Annotated in this window: 23 protein-coding genes; 14 read left to right on the forward strand and 9 right to left on the reverse strand. The window is 33.9% G+C overall.

Annotated features, from left to right (window positions below; translation table 11 throughout):
• Nucleotides 1–41 precede the first annotated feature (41 nt).
• Together ABX784_RS02405 and ABX784_RS02410 are read left to right on the forward strand one after the other, a co-directional pair.
• Nucleotides 42–1,025: a FecR domain-containing protein gene (locus tag ABX784_RS02405; RefSeq protein ID WP_372652129.1), complete on the forward strand. Its 984-nt coding sequence runs from the start codon at nt 42–44 to the stop codon at nt 1,023–1,025.
• Entirely contained in the window at nt 1,015–1,245 is a 231-nt protein-coding gene (locus ABX784_RS02410; RefSeq protein WP_372652131.1) for a hypothetical protein, read from the forward strand. Before ABX784_RS02405 ends, ABX784_RS02410 begins: the two co-directional genes overlap by 11 nt.
• On the opposite strand, the gene ABX784_RS02415 is transcribed toward ABX784_RS02410, so the two are convergent.
• The gene (locus ABX784_RS02415; RefSeq protein WP_372652133.1) at nt 1,242–2,288 is read right to left on the reverse strand and encodes an ABC transporter ATP-binding protein; all 1,047 of its coding nucleotides are present in this window, start codon (nt 2,286–2,288) and stop codon (nt 1,242–1,244) included. The two genes, ABX784_RS02410 and ABX784_RS02415, sit on opposite strands and share 4 nt — an antisense overlap.
• A 3-nt stretch (nt 2,289–2,291) precedes the next feature.
• Nucleotides 2,292–2,759, reverse strand: coding sequence for a YbaK/EbsC family protein (locus tag ABX784_RS02420; RefSeq protein WP_372652137.1), 468 nt, complete (start codon nt 2,757–2,759; stop codon nt 2,292–2,294).
• Nucleotides 2,760–2,861: 102 nt separating this feature from the next.
• Here ABX784_RS02420 and ABX784_RS02425 point away from each other — a divergent pair, with 102 nt between their 5' ends.
• Nucleotides 2,862–3,755, forward strand: coding sequence for a 1,4-dihydroxy-2-naphthoyl-CoA synthase (locus ABX784_RS02425; RefSeq protein ID WP_372652139.1), 894 nt, complete (start codon nt 2,862–2,864; stop codon nt 3,753–3,755).
• Between the two features lie 93 nt (nt 3,756–3,848).
• Nucleotides 3,849–4,730 carry a serine protease gene (locus tag ABX784_RS02430; RefSeq protein ID WP_372652141.1) on the forward strand — a complete coding sequence of 294 codons (882 nt, stop codon included), beginning with the start codon at nt 3,849–3,851 and terminating at the stop codon, nt 4,728–4,730.
• On the opposite strand, the gene ABX784_RS02435 is transcribed toward ABX784_RS02430, so the two are convergent.
• On the reverse strand, nt 4,727–5,056 hold the full coding sequence (locus ABX784_RS02435) for an acylphosphatase (RefSeq protein WP_372652143.1): 330 nt from the start codon (nt 5,054–5,056) through the stop codon (nt 4,727–4,729). The two genes, ABX784_RS02430 and ABX784_RS02435, sit on opposite strands and share 4 nt — an antisense overlap.
• 50 nt (nt 5,057–5,106) lie before the next feature.
• Between ABX784_RS02435 and ung the strand changes: the two genes are divergently transcribed.
• The 9 genes from ung (at nt 5,107) to ABX784_RS02480 (ending at nt 11,753) form a co-directional block, all read left to right on the forward strand.
• Nucleotides 5,107–5,787, forward strand: a complete 681-nt coding sequence (gene ung, locus ABX784_RS02440; protein ID WP_372652145.1) for a uracil-DNA glycosylase — start codon at nt 5,107–5,109, stop codon at nt 5,785–5,787.
• On the forward strand, nt 5,787–6,779 hold the full coding sequence (locus tag ABX784_RS02445) for an ATP-binding cassette domain-containing protein (RefSeq protein WP_372652147.1): 993 nt from the start codon (nt 5,787–5,789) through the stop codon (nt 6,777–6,779). The genes ung and ABX784_RS02445 overlap by 1 nt, the downstream gene beginning before the upstream one ends.
• Nucleotides 6,769–7,578 carry an ABC transporter permease gene (locus ABX784_RS02450; protein WP_372652149.1) on the forward strand — a complete coding sequence of 270 codons (810 nt, stop codon included), beginning with the start codon at nt 6,769–6,771 and terminating at the stop codon, nt 7,576–7,578. Before ABX784_RS02445 ends, ABX784_RS02450 begins: the two co-directional genes overlap by 11 nt.
• A complete protein-coding gene (locus tag ABX784_RS02455; protein WP_372652151.1) occupies nt 7,578–8,369 on the forward strand; it encodes an ABC transporter permease in 792 nt (263 codons plus the stop codon). Before ABX784_RS02450 ends, ABX784_RS02455 begins: the two co-directional genes overlap by 1 nt.
• A 274-nt stretch (nt 8,370–8,643) precedes the next feature.
• On the forward strand, nt 8,644–9,147 hold the full coding sequence (locus tag ABX784_RS02460; RefSeq protein ID WP_372652152.1) for an aminoacyl-tRNA deacylase: 504 nt from the start codon (nt 8,644–8,646) through the stop codon (nt 9,145–9,147).
• A 54-nt stretch (nt 9,148–9,201) separates the two neighbouring features.
• The gene (locus ABX784_RS02465) at nt 9,202–9,573 is read left to right on the forward strand and encodes a hypothetical protein (protein WP_372652154.1); all 372 of its coding nucleotides are present in this window, start codon (nt 9,202–9,204) and stop codon (nt 9,571–9,573) included.
• A 7-nt stretch (nt 9,574–9,580) separates the two neighbouring features.
• Nucleotides 9,581–10,402, forward strand: a complete 822-nt coding sequence (gene truA, locus ABX784_RS02470) for a tRNA pseudouridine(38-40) synthase TruA (RefSeq protein ID WP_372652156.1) — start codon at nt 9,581–9,583, stop codon at nt 10,400–10,402.
• Nucleotides 10,386–11,135 carry a cyclopropane-fatty-acyl-phospholipid synthase family protein gene (locus ABX784_RS02475; RefSeq protein ID WP_372652158.1) on the forward strand — a complete coding sequence of 250 codons (750 nt, stop codon included), beginning with the start codon at nt 10,386–10,388 and terminating at the stop codon, nt 11,133–11,135. The genes truA and ABX784_RS02475 overlap by 17 nt, the downstream gene beginning before the upstream one ends.
• Before the next feature lie 57 nt (nt 11,136–11,192).
• Nucleotides 11,193–11,753, forward strand: a complete 561-nt coding sequence (locus tag ABX784_RS02480) for a hypothetical protein (RefSeq protein ID WP_372652160.1) — start codon at nt 11,193–11,195, stop codon at nt 11,751–11,753.
• On the opposite strand, the gene ABX784_RS02485 is transcribed toward ABX784_RS02480, so the two are convergent.
• The 4 genes from ABX784_RS02485 to ABX784_RS02500 all read right to left on the reverse strand — a co-directional run bounded on the left by ABX784_RS02485 (nt 11,750) and on the right by ABX784_RS02500 (nt 16,138).
• Complete coding sequence (locus ABX784_RS02485) at nt 11,750–13,570, reverse strand: DUF4105 domain-containing protein (protein ID WP_372652162.1); 1,821 nt, start codon at nt 13,568–13,570, stop codon at nt 11,750–11,752. The genes ABX784_RS02480 and ABX784_RS02485 overlap by 4 nt on opposite strands.
• 29 nt (nt 13,571–13,599) lie before the next feature.
• Nucleotides 13,600–14,070, reverse strand: coding sequence for a DUF3015 domain-containing protein (locus ABX784_RS02490; RefSeq protein WP_372652164.1), 471 nt, complete (start codon nt 14,068–14,070; stop codon nt 13,600–13,602).
• Between the two features lie 86 nt (nt 14,071–14,156).
• Nucleotides 14,157–14,780, reverse strand: a complete 624-nt coding sequence (locus tag ABX784_RS02495) for a peroxiredoxin-like family protein (protein WP_372652166.1) — start codon at nt 14,778–14,780, stop codon at nt 14,157–14,159.
• On the reverse strand, nt 14,777–16,138 hold the full coding sequence (locus tag ABX784_RS02500) for a GTP-binding protein (RefSeq protein WP_372652168.1): 1,362 nt from the start codon (nt 16,136–16,138) through the stop codon (nt 14,777–14,779). The genes ABX784_RS02495 and ABX784_RS02500 overlap by 4 nt, the downstream gene beginning before the upstream one ends.
• A 95-nt stretch (nt 16,139–16,233) precedes the next feature.
• Here ABX784_RS02500 and ABX784_RS02505 point away from each other — a divergent pair, with 95 nt between their 5' ends.
• The gene (locus ABX784_RS02505) at nt 16,234–16,650 is read left to right on the forward strand and encodes a Fur family transcriptional regulator (protein WP_372652170.1); all 417 of its coding nucleotides are present in this window, start codon (nt 16,234–16,236) and stop codon (nt 16,648–16,650) included.
• Here ABX784_RS02505 and ABX784_RS02510 read toward each other — a convergent pair whose 3' ends face one another.
• Both ABX784_RS02510 and msrA read right to left on the reverse strand, forming a co-directional pair.
• Complete coding sequence (locus ABX784_RS02510) at nt 16,651–17,058, reverse strand: MerC domain-containing protein (protein ID WP_372652173.1); 408 nt, start codon at nt 17,056–17,058, stop codon at nt 16,651–16,653.
• Nucleotides 17,059–17,128: 70 nt separating this feature from the next.
• Nucleotides 17,129–17,713 carry a peptide-methionine (S)-S-oxide reductase MsrA gene (msrA, locus tag ABX784_RS02515; protein ID WP_372652175.1) on the reverse strand — a complete coding sequence of 195 codons (585 nt, stop codon included), beginning with the start codon at nt 17,711–17,713 and terminating at the stop codon, nt 17,129–17,131.
• Nucleotides 17,714–17,790: the final 77 nt, after the last annotated feature.

The following is a 17,790-nucleotide window of genomic DNA, read 5'->3' on the forward strand; positions in this document are numbered from 1 at the left end:
CATTTAGAATTTATTTATTCAAATTTAATGCTGGAGAAAATGTGAGAATCATAATAATTATATTTACTTTAAATATTCTTATACTCAATAGCTTTGGCGAAGATATTGAAATAGGACAGATTATAATTCTAAAGGGAGAAGCTCACCTACTAAGAAATAATAATAAAACTAGGTTACAAGAAAAATCTCTTATAAATGAGCTCGATATTATTAGTACTGCAGAAAAGTCTCTAATAAAAATAAGCTTCGTAGACAATACAAATTTAATACTCGGTCCAAAAAGTGAATTGAAAATTCAGCAATTCTCTAAAAAAGATCGAATCAATATATTCAACTTTCTAAGAGGAAACTTTAGAGTGAAGGTTCAAGAGAAAGTGAAGCTAAACCAAAAATTAGAATTTCTATCAAACTATATTTCAGTAGGAGTTCGAGGTACGGAATTCTTAGCGAACTCATATATATCAAAATCAACCAAGGTATCAGATGTAGCTTTACTTGAAGGGACATTGAACACTTCAATTGAAAAAGCGGAGACTTTTACATTAAAGGCCGGAGAAGTGGTCAATACAAGTACATATAGTATTTCAAAAGAAATAAAAAGACTTGATCAAAAACTACTAGAAGAATTACTAAAGGATGAATTAAAACTTCTTCCAAATATATTAGAGGTAACAGCTTCTATTATGGAAAAAATGAACAACAATAACTCTTCTACTAACTCTCCTACTCCATCGCTTCCTGTAATAGGAGCAGTAATGGGAGTAGCTACAGCTTCTCCCCAAATACTGGGAAGTAAAAGTTCAGATGAAGAAAAGTCAGCCAAAGAAAAAAGAAAATTAATAATTAAAGAAAAGAGTAACCTAAAAAATGAACCCTGGGACATAAGAGATGCAATGATAAGAAAGAAAGAACTTAGAGCTGACAATGTTTGTTTTTATTGGTTCTACAAATCACTCCCTGGCTCAGGAGAGCTAGAAAGATTTAGAAGAGAGAGAGACTGTGATGAGTATGAAAATGATTTATAAATTAGAGATTCACATACTAGTGTGTCTTTTTATAGCTAGTTGTGGCTCTGCTAAATTTGTTCCTACTACAGATATATGTTCATTAGAAAAACATTGGAATGACAGCCTCTATCAAGTAAAGATAAACGATAAGAGAATTAATAAGCACTGGTACTTAAAAGACGATGCAATAGATATTACAAATCAGCTCGCTGATATTAATAAGTGTATGGCAAACTAAATCGAAAGAAGCTGACACTGGTCTATATTGATATCAAACTTAACAGACCTATTTATAACAACTGTATCAGAAAGAGATGCTGAAACCTTAAATCTTTCAATTCCACCTATTTGTAACCAAACTTCTGATGTAGGTCCTAAATGAATGATCTTTTTAACCTTCCCTTTATACTTACCTTCTTTAGAAACAACACATGCTTCGGGTCTTATAAGCATGTATGCAAAATCTCCGGAATTAATTTTTTTGTCGTAACAAGGGACAGTAAAGGTATCTAACTTATTAGTTTGTTGAAACTCGTCGGTTTTTGCCTCTCCTACAGTTCCTGCCATCAAATTTACAGGGCCAGTAAAATGGGCAACCCATGCATCAGCAGGACGTGTATATACCTCTCTAGCTGGAGAGAATTGCTTTATTCCACCATCATTTAAAACCATAATTTTATCAGAATGAGAAAAAGCATCCTCTAGATTGTGAGTGACAATTAGAGCAGATATTTTTCGCTCTTTTAAAATCTCTACAAGCTCACTTTTTATTTCATTTCTAAGACTTCTATCTAAGTTAGCAAAGGGTTCATCTAAAATGAGTAACCTAGGATTAGTCACTAAAGCTTTCGCCATTTCTACACGACTTTTTTGGCCAGTAGATAATTCGCTTGGATACTTATGATCCTTGTATTGGAGTCCGAAAACTTCAATCATATCTCTGATAGCATGATGTCTCTTTTCTTCATTCTCTTCTATAAGATGAGTTCCAATATTTTCAAAAATAGTTTTGCTATTATCTAAAGATAACTCTTGAGGAACATATGAGAAGTTATTTTTAAAATTATCTATTGAGATATTCTTATCAAATAGTATGCTTCCTTCATCAGCAGCGATTTCTCCTGCAATCATTTTCACTAATGTACTCTTACCTGTACCACTAGGACCTATAATACTGACAATCTCATTTTGTAGTAATTCAAAAGATAAGTTCTCAATTGCAGCAATCGATTTATGATCAAACGACTTTCTCAAGTTTTTTACTTCAAGTAATGTCTTCAATATTTAGTCCTTACTAAAATTGCAAATATTAGGGTTAACGAGTTTCTTATAGTCTTCTATTTTTAAAATAAAAGACTTCGTCAATATACCTGCATTAAATGCAATCAATTCATTTTGAAAAATTGACTCATCAATATATAAATCAAAGTCCTGTAATGGCCTTCCAAAAGGAGGAAGAGCACCTTTAACTACAGAGCACTTTGCCATTAACTCATCTTCTGTTGCAAAACGTAGCCTCTGTGAGCCTAGAATCTTTCTTACCTTATTAGAGTCAACTTGAAGCGCTGCAGAAATAACAAAGAGCCTGTATCCCCACTTATCTTTAAAAAGGAGTGTTTTTCCACCAATCTCAATACTCTCCCCTCTAAACTTAGCAGAAAGCTCGCAAGTTGGAGCGACATCATGATCAACTTCTTTATAAGTAACTGAATTCTCTTTCAAATACTTTCTAATTTCTTCAGTCTTATCCATGCCCAAAATTACACAATGGGCCAGAAACTGTAAAGAAGCACTCTAAATTTGACACATATTAAAAAGAGATGAATAAATACATTTCAATTAAGGAGAATAAAAATGGTTTCAGATATTTTTAACCCAGAACTCTGGGATGAAGTAAAAGGTTTCAATTTTACAGACATTACTTACCACCGTGCCAAAGACCAGGGAACAGTGCGAATAGCATTTAACAGACCTGAGGTAAGAAATGCTTTTAGACCACAGACTGTAGATGAGCTATACCAAGCTTTAGACCATGCAAGAATGAGCTCTGATGTAGGCTGTGTTCTTATTACTGGTAACGGTCCATCTCCAAAAGATGGAGGTTGGGCATTCTGTTCAGGCGGAGACCAGAGAATTAGAGGAAAGGATGGATATAAGTACGTTGGAGACGAAGGTAAGCAAGACCCTGCAAAACTAGGACGCCTACATATATTAGAAGTTCAAAGGCTTATTAGGTTTATGCCTAAAGTTGTTATTGCAGTTGTTCCAGGTTGGTCAGTAGGTGGTGGACATTCACTACACGTTGTTTGTGACATGACTATTGCAAGTGAGGAGCACGCTGTTTTTAAACAAACTGATCCAGATGTTGCAAGTTTTGATTCAGGATATGGATCGGCCTATCTAGCAAGACAATGTGGACAAAAAAGAGCAAGAGAAATTTTCTTCCTCGGTTTAAACTACTCTGCTCAGGAAGCATTTGATATGGGAATGATTAACAAAGTTGTTCCTCATAAAGAACTTGAAGATGTTGCACTTGAATGGGGAAAATTAATTAATTCCAAATCACCTACAGCAATGAGAATGTTAAAGTTTGGCTTTAACTTATTAGACGATGGTCTAGTAGGACAACAGTTGTTCGCAGGTGAAGCGACAAGACTTGCCTACGGTACAGAGGAAGCACAAGAAGGAAGAGATGCTTTCCTTGAGAAGAGAGATCAAGACTACTCTAGTTTTCCGTATCACTTCTAGAAGCACATACACAAATAGTGTTTTGACGCAAGCGACCAGTGTAAAGATTATCACCCGATAGCCAATTCGGGTGGTAATTCTTATATTGCCCCCATGAAAAAAGTATTCTTCTTTTTTATTAATTTAACAATATGTATGCAACCAAACGCTGGATCATACAAGGTGATCTACGGCGAAAACAATCGTTTCGAGCCACATGAAATAGAAAATAATAAAATAGTTCATGCATCAAAATCAGTTGCTGCCATAATTTCAAACTACTCTTTAAAGAAGATCGGCGATAAAACAGAAATCATTTCACTTAATCTTGGAGACACAATTAACTACTGTTCAAGTGTCCCCTACCAAGAACAGACAATAGCTGCTTCGTGCTCATCTTTTCTTATTGGACCAGACATTATTTTAACTGCTGGACACTGTATTAAGACAGAGTGGGAATGTAACTCTAAGTCTTTTGTTTTTGATTACAGACAAGACCTACTAGGAAAGAAAGAAGGTCCATACAAACGCTTTAGAGTTCCTAATTCAAATATATATAAATGCGCTAAGATTTTAGATAGAAAATTAGAGAGTGATGGTAACCTAGAAGACTGGGCCATTATAAAGCTAGATAGAATTGTCGAAGATAGAGAGCCACTTACCTATAGAAAGTATGGAAAAATGGATACGGATTCTAAATTATCTTTAATAGGATTCCCAAGTGGTCTTCCATTAAAAATTGCAGAAAATGGAACATTACGAAGTGATAAAAATGAGCACTACTTTGTTGCAGAGCTAGACGCCTTTCATATGAACTCTGGTTCACCAGTAATAAATGAGAGCACACTAGAAGTAGAGGGTGTTCTTGTAAGAGGTGAAAAAGATGTTGTAAACACTCTTGGTTGTTATGACCTAGTAGTATGTAAAGAAGGGACATGCCGTGGCGAGGATGTATCAAGAATCACAACAATCCCTTTTGAAAAGTATCTCCGTTAAAGAAAGAATTGAACTCCTTCAGTCCATTTAAATGAGTCGACATTACTAGTAGTCACTTCATGTGAATTTAATTCTAGGTCTTCCTCTAGAACTTGGATTTTCTCAACATGACTGCCCCAAGAATTAAGCTCTTTTAATTCAAGTAAGTCATTTTTTAACTTATAAACCTCATTATCGTCACCTTCGACTGTACAGGTTACAAGATTCTTATCTTTCTTATTATTAGTAGCTCCTGCCTCTAGACCTCTACGGTGACAAGCACGGATAAAGGTTTGTCTAAACATTATTCCCTGAACTTTACCAAATACCTTGAAACTTTCTTTCATTTTCACATCCTTGCCTTTGCAAATAGTACCAAAGTGTATAAATTTGAGAAATGAAAATATCAAATATCCCATTACATTCTAGCTGGAAATCTTTACTAAAAGATGAATTTAAAAAAGAGTACTTCAGGGACTTAGAGCAGTTTCTAAGTAATGAAGAAGACAATAAAGAAATAATCTTTCCAAGTAAAAATAATATCTTTGAGGCCTTAAATAAAACCTCTCTTGAGAATGTTAAGGTCGTCTTAATTGGCCAAGATCCTTATCATGGTGATGATCAAGCACACGGCCTTAGCTTTTCAGTTCAAGATGGTGTTAAAATCCCTCCCTCTTTGAGAAATATTTATAAAGAACTAAATTCAGATATAGGTATTGAAACTCCAGATCATGGTAATCTAGAAAACTGGGCAAAAGAAGGAGTTCTTCTTTTAAATGATGTACTGACAGTTAGAAAGTCTCAGGCTGGATCTCATCAAAAAAAAGGATGGGAGAAGTTTACAGACAAAATCATAGAAGTTATAGATCAAGAGTGTGAAAACATTGTTTTCTTTTTATGGGGAAGTGGTGCTCAAAAGAAGGCCAAGAAAGTAAATCATAATAAACATTTTATTATAAAATCAGTTCATCCCTCTCCTCTCTCTTCTTATAGAGGATTCTTTGGTAGTAAACCTTTTTCAAAATGTAATGAGTACTTAAAGAAGAATGGTCTAAGCGAAATAAACTGGGAACTTTAATGATTAAGACAGATAAATTAACTAAGAGCTTTAAGAGTTATAAGAAAAAACCAGGATTTATTGGTTCAATAGAGTCTCTCTACAAGAGAGATTACAGCATAAAAAATGCTGTTGAAGAATTTGACCTTGATATTCCAAACGGACAAATTGTTGGTTTGCTAGGACCAAATGGTGCTGGGAAAACAACATTAATGAAAATGTTCACAGGTATTATTGTCCCCTCTTCTGGTGAAATTAATGTTCTAGGACATAACCCTAGTGAAAGAGAAAAGTCATTTAGAAAAAAGATTGCTCTTGTTATGGGGCAGAAGTCGCAACTGTGGTGGGATATCCCCGCAATGGATTCCTTTCTATTACTTCAGAAATACTATGAGATTCCACAGGATGAATTTAATGAAAAGATAGATCACATGAGTAATATTTTAGAGGTTAAAGAACTTCTTCATATTCATGTAAGAAAATTATCTCTTGGAGAAAGAATGAAGATGGAGCTCATGGCCTCTCTTCTTCACTCTCCAGAAGTTATATTTTTAGATGAGCCTACTATTGGACTAGATCTTGTGGCTCAGGAAAGTATTCGAAAGTTTATTAAAGACTATCATGCAAAAAACAATTGTACGATTATACTCACCTCTCACTACATGGCAGATGTTCAAGAGCTTTGTTCTAGAATAGTCCTCATTCTGGGAGGAAAGAAAGCTTATGACGGTACAATTAAAGACTTTGAAAATATATTAGGCCATGAAAAGCGTGTCTCATTTTATTTTAAGAATTCAGTAGATAAAGAAAATGAGCTATTCTCAAGACATAAACCAGAATGGAGCTTAGATGATCAAAAAGTAGAACTTCTTGTTCCGGAAGAAGAACTTAGATCTATAAGTGCTAAGATCATAGAAGGTTTTGAAGTCAAAGACTTTAACACAGAAACTCTCCCTATAGAGAAAGTTATGAAAACTCTTATTTCTAACCCAGAGATCCTTAGTGGTAAGTAACTTTCCAAATCTACAAAAGTGGATTCAAACTATTCGAATTTCTTGGTCAACACAGACGGCGTATCGATTTAATTTCTTCCTGCAGGTTATCGGTCCTTCATTAGTTTTCTTTTTTATAAAGTATAATCTTTGGTCGTCAATTTATAATGGTGCAACAGATCTTGTTATTCAGGGCTACACTTTTGATAAAATGATTAATTACCATGCTTGGAGTCTGGTTGTAGCATTAATTGCTGGAGGTTATGCATCCCATAATCTAGCAGAAGACATACGCATGGGAAGAATATCGACCTATCTAATTTATCCATTTAACTTTTGGGAATTTCATACAGCTTCGTTTATCTCATTTCAGTTCTTGCAAACATTTATTTCAGCAGTAACAATTATCTCCATTCTAATGTTGGGTATATTTGATTCACTAACAGTGCTCTCTTTAATAAATGGTTATTTATTTTGTTTTCTTGTTAGTCTTATGTGGTTCTCACTGCAGTATATGACAGGTATACTTTCATTCTGGCTTGAAGAGACGTGGATACTTCGCGTTCTATTGCAAATAATGTCGGCCTTTCTCTCTGGTGCAATTCTTCCACTTGAACTCTATCCTGAGTGGGTCGTTAAGATTTTAAACTACACTCCATTTCCATACTTAAGTTATTACCCAATTAAAATATTTCAAGGCGAGCTATCCTTATTTACAAGTGCTCCATTAATTATAGTTGGATGGACAGTTATCTTTGCTTTACTGAATAAGTTTATTTGGAGTAGAGGAATGAAACTCTATACTGCGGCGGGTATGTAGTGAAAGAACTAAAACATCACTTAAGTGTATATAGAATGTTTGTTAGTACAAGCTTCTCTCAGTCAATGAGTTTTAGGTTAAACTTCTTTCTCCTAATACTGATGGATATATTTTTTTATTTCTCAAGTCTAATGACTGTTAGCTTTATCTTTGATCATGTTCAAACAATAGGACCATGGAATAAAGATCAATTAATGTTTTTTATCTCATTTATGTTATGTATTGATCACTTACATATGACTCTAATTAGTGAGAGTTTCTGGGTTCTCTCTCGAGATATAAAGTCAGGCAATATGGATTTTACAATTTTAAAACCTATAAGCTCTATCTTTACCTGCTTCTTTAGGCATATTAGGACTTCAAGTATATGTAACACTATTGTTGTATGGGCCTGTCTTATCTATTTTGGAAGAAAGGTCGATTTAGACCTTCTCTCATGGATCTCTCTTCCATTCTTAGTTGTATTAAGCTTCACTTTGTTGGCAATTTTAGAGTTTATAATCTCTACAAGTATGTTTTGGATGACAGAGGGAATGGGAATTAATTTTCTTAGAATGCAATTTCAAAACCTAAGTAGATGGCCCAACTTTATTTATTCTTCTCTTTCTAGAAAAGTCTTCACTCTAGTCATCCCCATTCTACTAATTGGCTCTGCACCTGTGCACTTTATTTTTGATCACAGTGCTTGGCATTACTTAATATACCTAGTTATTGCAATAGTCTTAAGCTTTGGTTTTTTACAAATAATCTGGAAGAGAGCGATAAATCAATACGAGTCGGCATCTAGTTGATAATACAGGGACCCTGGACACGGTATGCGCTGCTAATATATGCCCAGGGCCTTTCTTAGGGATTTCTCCCCAAAAACTAAGAAATAGTCTTTATATATTATTTTTACCAGTATATTGAAGGCTCCTCAAGCTTCGGTAATTTAAGATTTCTTGATGATTAACAATAAAAAGGCGTAACCAACTGTTTTCACATTCAAAATTTTAGAGAAACCTAAAGTTAAGAATACAATTCATTCATATTTATTTACTAGTATAAGAAAAGAAGGGGGTACTTATGCCAGTCCCAAAGAGCCTAATGGCCTATATAGATTCAAAAAAAGTGAACTATTCACACATTCTACATCCAGCGGCCTACACTGCAGAAGATGTCGCACACTCAGTTCATTGTTCTAAGCACCAATTAGCAAAAGTCATTGCAATACATGCAGACGAGAAAGAAATGCTCGCTGTTTTACCTGCAAGTGACATGTTGGATATTAAATCACTCGAAAAAGAGTTAGGAGTAAAGGAAGTCACACTTTTTTCAGAGACTGAATTGAAAACAACATTCAATGACTGTGAAATAGGAACAACTCCTATCTTTGGTCACTTATATGGAATGGATGTTATTGCTTCAACTAACCTCTTGGAAGATGCTGAGATCTACTTCAATGCAGGAACCCATACTGATGCAATGAAGTGCACAATGGATGATTTTATAAAGGTTGAACATCCAAAGTTTGCTAAAATTTCGACACTTCATAAAGATAATTTTGTTTGTAGAGACTTAGAATACTAGCCTTTTCGTGACAATTTCCCCTATTTATGGAAGAATCTTTCCAAAGGGGAAATTATGTCAACTGAACTCGAAAACTTTAAAGAACAGGTTTTAAAAAACCTACGTAATCATGGATATCCTGAAAAGAGTATCTCTTTTCCTTTAGAGAAAATGTATGAAGTTGCAGACAACAAAGGTCTAAGCTTCAATAAGGTTCTAGAAATCTTAAAAGAAGAAGGTCACCACAGTGAGCTAACTGTTGATAAGGTTGTTTTCTACAAATTTGAAGATGAAGTTATTGATGATAACTTTATGGATCAAGCGCAGGACATGATGGCAAATATGACTCCTGAGCAACTTGAATCTATTCAAGAGATGATACTGGGAATGAGCCAGGAAGATAAAGAAAACCTTCTAAAGAAAGGTAAAGACATGGGTATAATCTAATATACTTATGAAATACTATTACAATATTGAGCTCTTTTACGACGGTCAAAACTACTATGGGTGGCAGAGACAAAAGGACTTCAAAACAATCCAAGGCACTGTAGAGGCTGCCTTGGAAATTATTTCTCCAACATCACAAAAAATTAGAACAATGGGATCTAGTCGAACAGATACTGGAGTACATTCTAGAGCAAATATTTGTTTCATACAGATTCAAGAAGAGCTTCCAGCTGATGAGCTTCTAGAAAAGTTAAACTCTATTCTTCCACAAGACATTAGAGTGATGAGGTGTGCGAGAACCTATAGTCACTATAAAGTTATCTACTTTGCAGAGAAGAAACAGTATATCTATGTTTTCAAAAATAATGAATCTACAGAAACCTCTGACTACTTCCATAATATAGAAGAAAAGTTGAATATAGATAAAATGAAAGAGGCCGCAAAAGTATTTGAAGGTAAACATGACTTTACAAACTTTTGCTATAAGGCGGCAAAAAACTCAGAGAAAGTCAGAGAGATTTTCCACTGCGAGATTATAGAGAACCAAACTTTTATAACTGATAATAATTGCACTGATTCATATGCTCTAGTGATAGAAGGAAGTGGTTTTTTAAAGCAAATGGTCCGAATTATTATGGGAACTCTTATAAATATTGGTCTTGAAAAAAAATCAATTGAAGATATCAAAGAATCCCTAGCGACAACAGAGTTTCGAAAGACAGGCTTCATAGCACCAGGCTCAGGACTATATCTCAATAGAATAGACTTTATAAGAGATCCCTTTAAAGGCCTAAAGTCTAAGAAGAAAAAGAATGAAGCAAATAACTAAATTTATAAACAACCTTTTCTTTGTACAAAATGCTCCTACTATTTTTGAAAAGGCCTATGTAGATATTAATAAATCGAAATCATACAGAGAATACTGTAAAGAGCTCCATCAAGTGGACTTCCCATGCTGGAATACTTTAAGTATCAATCAAAAGTCCTTTTTAGAGTTAGAGCTATCTAAATATAAAATTAAAAGTTTGTTAGATATAGGTAGTGGCAATGGTGAGATGACTAAGTACCTTTGTAGTAAATACGAATGCCAAGGAACTGGAATCGACTTCGCTCAGTCTCCACAAGGTAGTAACACTATACATTTTTTTAAAACAGAGTTTTTAAAGAAGAAGCTAGATCAAAAGTATTCTGCAGTAGTCTCAATCGATTCATTCTATATGATTAATAATTATAAGAAGTATCTTAAAAAGGTAATGAATCATTTAGAAAGTGATGGTGTGGCCATTATTATTTTTAGTCTTACAATGAATACATTTGAAAACTCTAAGATATCTAAAGCTCTTCATAGTTTAAACTTAGACTATTCAATTACTGACTTCACTAAAGATGATCTAGATTTTTGGACAACTTCTCAACAATTACTCGACCTATTCAACGAGAAATTTGTCGACGAGGGGAAGTTTAATCTCTGGAATATAAAAAAGAAAGAAGCCGACAAAAACGTTCAACTACATAACAGTAATAATATTAGTCGCTTAGGACTTATTATTCGTAAGGGATAATTTTTCTATCTCAAAGTATTCCCTACAACATTATATACTTTAGTTAAGGGGTACTTTATGAGCACTATTGATAATAGCTATGAACATTCTCAAGAGATAAGAAAACTTGAAGCAAGACGAAGAGAACAATTTGATGAGCTGAAAAGCAGTTATGAAGAGCAAATTGATTCTACTGAGCTAGCAAATGAAGAGAATGTAGATAATATTATCAACACCTATGAAGAAGATAGAATTGATACTGCAAAGTCATATGAAGTTCAACTTGATGGTGCCACAAATACTACTAAAGAAAAAATTGTAGAAATTAAGGCGAGACACAATAAAGAGATTGAAGAGTTAAAAGAAAGTTTTAAAGAAGAAAGAATACAAAATAGAAATGAGTTTAGATCTGAATTAAAAAGAGTCACCAAGAACTTTCAAGAGATTCTAGAAAAGAAAGACTACGAGTTAGAGCAAGTGAAGCTCACAAATGATAAAAGACTTGATAAAGCGAGTAAGAGAAATATTAAAGAAATATCAAGTGTAAACGAAAGCTATCGTGAAAAGATTGAAGAACTTCAAGAAAAACAAAAAGTTGAAATAGAGCGGATAGCAAAACGTTATAGAGGTAACGTTTAATAAAACATTCCAAAACCTAATAAATAGCTCTTATAGGCTTCTTTAGATATATCCCCTACTCTAGAAATAGACTTCCCCTCTAAGCGTAATGATATTGTGTTACTAAGCTGTGTACTCAATTGAAGTCTTGTTTCGAGGTAATCTCTATGATTATTAATACTAGGCTTTAGTAATGAATAGAAGTAGCTACTTTCTAAAATAATTTTTGTATTAAAAATATTCAGCCCTAAATTTAATTTAACATTTGGGCCTAACTTAAAATAATTTTCAAAACTAGAATGCCCCTCTAGTCGTGCTCCTGTCATAATACTTATTAAAAATAGCTCACTGTGCTTAGAGAGGCCCATATTTAAGTTAATGCTTCCTTTGTGTGAACTTAACTTACTCTCTTCAAATATTGGTCTAACTTTAACATCCAAACTCCAAGAAGTATTAGTATCGAGGAGCTTGAAATCTGGAAGACTTTGAATATTTGCAATTATAAGTTCATTTAAATCCACTTCCTTCTCATCCATATTGTACATCAGCTGAAAGTTAAAAAACTCAATATGAGACCATGGTTCATAACCTTCGCCAGGATCGATAAGAGAGTGAAAAGAAGGCCTTAAATTGAAAGATAAACTCTCTTGGTCATTCACCTTCCCATAAAAAAGATCTAAACGACTAGGAAGATGACCATTATCAGGGGATACAGGAATACTGACTTTAGCTTGCTCTAAAATCCCTTTTTTAGATGCCATAGAAAGTATCTTTTTTTGTTTTAACTGAAATTCTTTTGAGACAATATTTTCATGATCATGACGAATATAATCGAAATAATGAACTAGAGAGTTTAGAGTTTTATTATCTCCTTCATGGAGATTATCATCTAATAATTGCTGAAAACTTTTCTTTTGATCAGCAGATAAAATCTTGTAACTTGCAAAGAACTGCTTTCTCAAAGAAGGAAAGTAGTTTGTACTTTCAACTAGTTTATATGTTTTTAATATTCTAAGAAAATCTGTAGGTAGAGCATAACCTTCCATTTCTTCATCAAACGCTTCATTTGTAACAAGTGCTAGAACTCTTGCTAACATAGAAGTACAGTTTTCATCAAAGAAGTAGTAATCAAAGTTTGCATTCGCGTATAATTCCCAAATATGATTTACTAACGAATCCAACTGATCCTCTGTTAAATTGAGCTTGTACTCCCAAATATCTCTAGACTCTACTTTAGAGTATTCTCTTAAAGTTAGATAGAAAGGTTGCACATCGACTATTCCCTTATATCCTCCAAATAATCCTTTGATCGCATATAGAATTCCAGGAGTATCATTTGCCTTTGCAGAGAAGGCCACAACATAGTTGAACATATCTTTACTTAAAGATTCATTTTCTTTTTTATTGAATTTTAAAAAAGTATGCCCAAACATAGAAGATGGGTTATTAACAAATGAAGATGCAAATACTAAAGAGAGGCTCTCCCCCTTTACCGCCTTCTTCCATTGCTGAAAGTATGGACAATCAGTCTCTTTAAAATTTATTTCAGGAAACTTTTCCCTTATAAACTTTAAACGTTCGGGAAACGCACACTGTGCAGGAATTTTCTGTGGCGTATAAGACTTATCAATTTTTTTAAAAGCATTGATTGTCGACTTTAACTCTTCAGAGAGGTCAATCTTTCCGACAGGAGAAAGGAAAAAGCTATCAGAGTCAGCATATGACTCCGAGTTTAAATAACCATCATGAAAGTGGATTAACTTCTTCCAGTAATGCTCATTTGAAACTTTTTTAATTTTGTCATCAAGTACATCACTGGCCCTAGAGTGCAGTGACAATAGGACCAGAATGAAAAATATTGATATCTTTAGATAATATGACAATTTCTTGAAAGCTCTTGATCAGATTGAACAGTCTGAAGAATATTCTTGAGTGCCGCAGTTGGAGTTGTTGAAAGTTCAGGATAAATCTTATCAAAACTTTTTTGAATTTTTTGATTAAAATTAATAGAGTTCTCACATCCAATTAAGCCAGAAAATGCTGTTAAGTAATTACCTTCACCAAGAGCAATTTCTTTTTGAAGTTGGTAATAGTTAGCCTCAGCAAAGTGAATGATCTTACTTTCATTTTTAACAATGCTATGCTGAGCACAGCCAGAAGTTCCAAACGTCATTCCTAGAGTGTTTGAAAAAGTTGCGTTTATAAATGTTCTTGTAAAAGAAGAAACAAGCGAGTTTTTCTTTAAAACAGCCCACCCTAGTCCACAGCCAGACGATGAGTCTGCAGCAAATGACTGCGTAGAAATCAATAAGACAAATACAAATAAAAGTTTTTTCATTTTTCCTCCGTGAAAAATAATACCTATCATACTACATATGAAAACAATCTTAGTTTACACCATATGAAAATACAATAGGAATTAGATTACTTAAGGGCCTTTGCAGCGTTAAGAATAATTGATTCTTTTACTCTTACTTTATAGTTAGGGTGTACGTAATTGAATACAACCTCGCCTTTCTTATTTATTAAATAGACTCCAGGAACTGGAAGAATATGGTGTGACTCTCCAGAGGCCTTATCTAGACTAATCCCATAGCCAAGGTATTTCTTATTAGTTTTATCATCTACTCTAAAAGCTAATCCAAATGCTTTAATTGCATTGGCCTTACTATCTGAATATAAAGAGTACTCTAACTTATGCTTATCAACACTTTCTTTTAAAGAGCTTGGAGAATCTGGGCTAATTCCAACTATTGACCACCCTAACTTCTCTAACTTCTTTTCTATCTTTCTTAAACCTTGTAATTGAAGATTACAATACGGACACCATCCACCTCTGTAGAATACTACTACAGAATTTTGACCTAGAAGTTCCTTATTTAAATCAACTTCTTCTCCGTTAATATTTCTAACCATTGAATTAGGAACAGCAGCACCATTTAATAGAGGTGAAACTTCGTAAGCGTTGCTAACAACTTTCTCTTTATTGTGGATTGTAGATGCGCAGCTAACGCTAAAGAATAAGCTTAGTAATAATAAAAATTTCATTTTGTCTCCTCGACTACACAATTTTTAAGACCTGCCTCAAGGCTTGATCCAATTAAACCTTTTCCTATAAATACAATTTTATTTGACCTAATATCACTTCCCCAGTCTCGCCCATGATCAAACTTAAGAGAAGAATATACACCTTGAAATAAGACACGCTGATCATTTCCTAAAAAGTGTAGGATTCCTTTTGATCTATAAATTTCATCTTTATACTGAGAATAAAGTACATTTAAAAACATTTCAAATGATTGTGGATTAAGTGCCCCACTGAACTCCAAGGAGATAGAGTTTACTTCATCACCATGAAAGTGCTCTACCTTCTTATACTTAACACCATCTTCTATAGGTATTAACTTTTCTGTTCTGTCTAAGACCTCTAGTTTTAAATGTTTTGGATGATCAGTTAAAAAGAAGGCATAGTTTCCATCATACTCAATATCTAAAATATTTCGACCAGTCTTTTCACCTTCAAAATCAAGTAGTATGTGCTCATCAACATTTAGATTTGTTCCTCTTCTAGACCTTCTCTGAGGAGAATAGAAAATTGAAGAAGCATAGCTAGAGACTTTATCCGTTATAGAATCCCCATCAATTTTAAAGAAAACAAGTCTTTCATTATGGTGTATATGGTCAACGTTAAACTTATAGAAGCCGGCCTTAAGCTTTAGGATTCCTCCCCAACTAAATGGATACTCTACGCCTGTACTTTCGGGCATAGTTTTTTCTACCATAGAGAAATCAAATGATTTTTTTCCCATCACTTTACTTAAATCTACTTTAGCTTGAGTTGTTTCAATAACTGAAACATGAGGATTTCTCTTTAGAATACTTTCTTTTATTCTCTCAATTTCAGTTTGGTCAATCATATCAACTTTATTTAAGAGAATTGATTCACTAAAAGCAATTTGATCATAAAAAGCAATCTGTTCATTATTTTCAAATTTTTCAACATTCATCTTAAAGTGGGCTCCATCAACTAGGCCAACTACTGAGTCGAGAGAGAACGATGCACTTAGCTCTTCTGAAGAAAAGAATGTTTCAATAATTGGTCCAGGATTTGCCATCCCTGTAGCTTCAATAACAATATGCTCAAAATCTTTTGACTTTGAAAGAAGCTTACTTAAAGATTCAACTAAGTCTCCTCTCATTGAACAACATATACATCCATTACTCATTTCAACAAAAAGATCATCAGAACCGGTTAGAATCTCATCATCAATTCCAATTTCTCCAAACTCATTTTCGATTACAGCTATTTTTTTTCCGTGGTCTCCATTTAGTATATTGTTTATAAATGTGGTCTTCCCAGACCCAAGAAAACCAACGACAAGCGTTACAGGAATAAGCTCTTTCATGTTATTAATCCTATATAAAGTTAAATATCGATAAAATTATTCTACCTTAAAATCCAATTGTGGCTAGTATCTTGATTATTTGTTAGTATAAATCTATGAACGAAAAAGATATTAAGAAAATTATAAAAGAGTCTGGATTAAGTTTTACAAAGCCACGTGCTGCGATACTTAAGCTTCTTACACGCGAGCATGGGCCATACTCGGCAGACGAGATATTTGATAAGCTAGAAGATGGTCTTTGTGACCGTGCAACACTCTTTAGGACTCTAAAGCAATTTAAAGAAAAGAGTATTCTTAATAGTATTAGATTTGACGAAGACTTTGCGAGATATGAATTCAATCACCCAGATCATCATCACCATCACATCATTTGTAAGGAATGTTCAAAAGTTATAGTTCTTGATCATTGCTTTGTAGAAGAAATCGATAAGAAAATTGAATTAATGGGATACAAAGATGTTGAGCACAAGCTTGAGTTTTTTGCTTTATGCCCTAATTGTCAAAATAAGTAATTAGCAGTGCTTACAGAGAGAGTCTTTAAAGTTGAAGAAGTGAGCTGCAACTAATACTAAACCAGACACAATATTCAGACCAATTTCTATATCATGTATGTGGTGAGTTCCTAGACCATTTTCAGCAAATAAATGTAGAAGTAGAGCAATTAATAATCCACTCAATCCAATAATTCCTAGAAAAAGAGGTCTACTCTTTTGTGTGTGCTTATATGTTTTCAAAAAGCTTAAGAGAGCTATTGGGGCAACTAATAAGAAAAGTACAATATGAATGAGAGCACTCTCAAAGTACTCACCAATTGCTGGAGCCGCCATTAAGATAAGAGGAGTCGCTAGACAATGAATACAGCAAGATAATGAAAGTAAAATACCGACTTTATCCATTCTTTCTTGTTGTGCATGATTCATTGAGACCCCTTAATTTAATAGAGTTATACTCAGTATCTCATTTTTATGCAACCAGATTGCAAAAAAACTATCATTTTTTCCAATATTTATGTAAGAATTGGTCTCGACCTGAGTTAAACCTATAGAATTTATAGCGAATAGGGTTTTTCTTATAGTAATCTTGATGATAATCCTCGGCAGAATAGAAGGTTTTTGCCTTAGTAATCTCAACAACTATTGGATTATTAAATACTTTCTCTTTAGAGAGATGGCTTTTTGATTCTTCGGCCTCTTTCTTTTGTTTATCATCAAAATAGAAGACTCCTGGTCTATATTGAAGACCTCTATCAACGAATTGTCCCTTATTGTCAGTGGGATCAATATTTCTCCAAAATACCTTTAATAAGTCCTTATAGCTGACCTTCTGAGGGTCAAACTCGACTAAGACTGCTTCAGTGTGGCTCGTTGCTCCGCTACTAACTTGCTTATAAGTTGGATCTGGAGACTCTCCCCCAATGTAGCCAGAGGTAGTAGAAATAACTCCTTCAAGTTTATCAAATGGAGGTTCCATGCACCAAAAGCATCCTCCAGCGAATACTGCCTTGGAGTTCTCTGCAGAGAACACTACAGGTGTAATTAAACTTGAAAATACAAATAGTAGGAGTAGCTTCTTCATTTTATAACCTTCTTCAATTTTAAACTTTAGACTTATTTAAGTTCTTTCAATATTAGTGATCGCTGCTTTAAATTTGT

This window comes from Halobacteriovorax sp. (assembly GCF_041587335.1).
Classification (GTDB): domain Bacteria; phylum Bdellovibrionota; class Bacteriovoracia; order Bacteriovoracales; family Bacteriovoracaceae; genus Halobacteriovorax.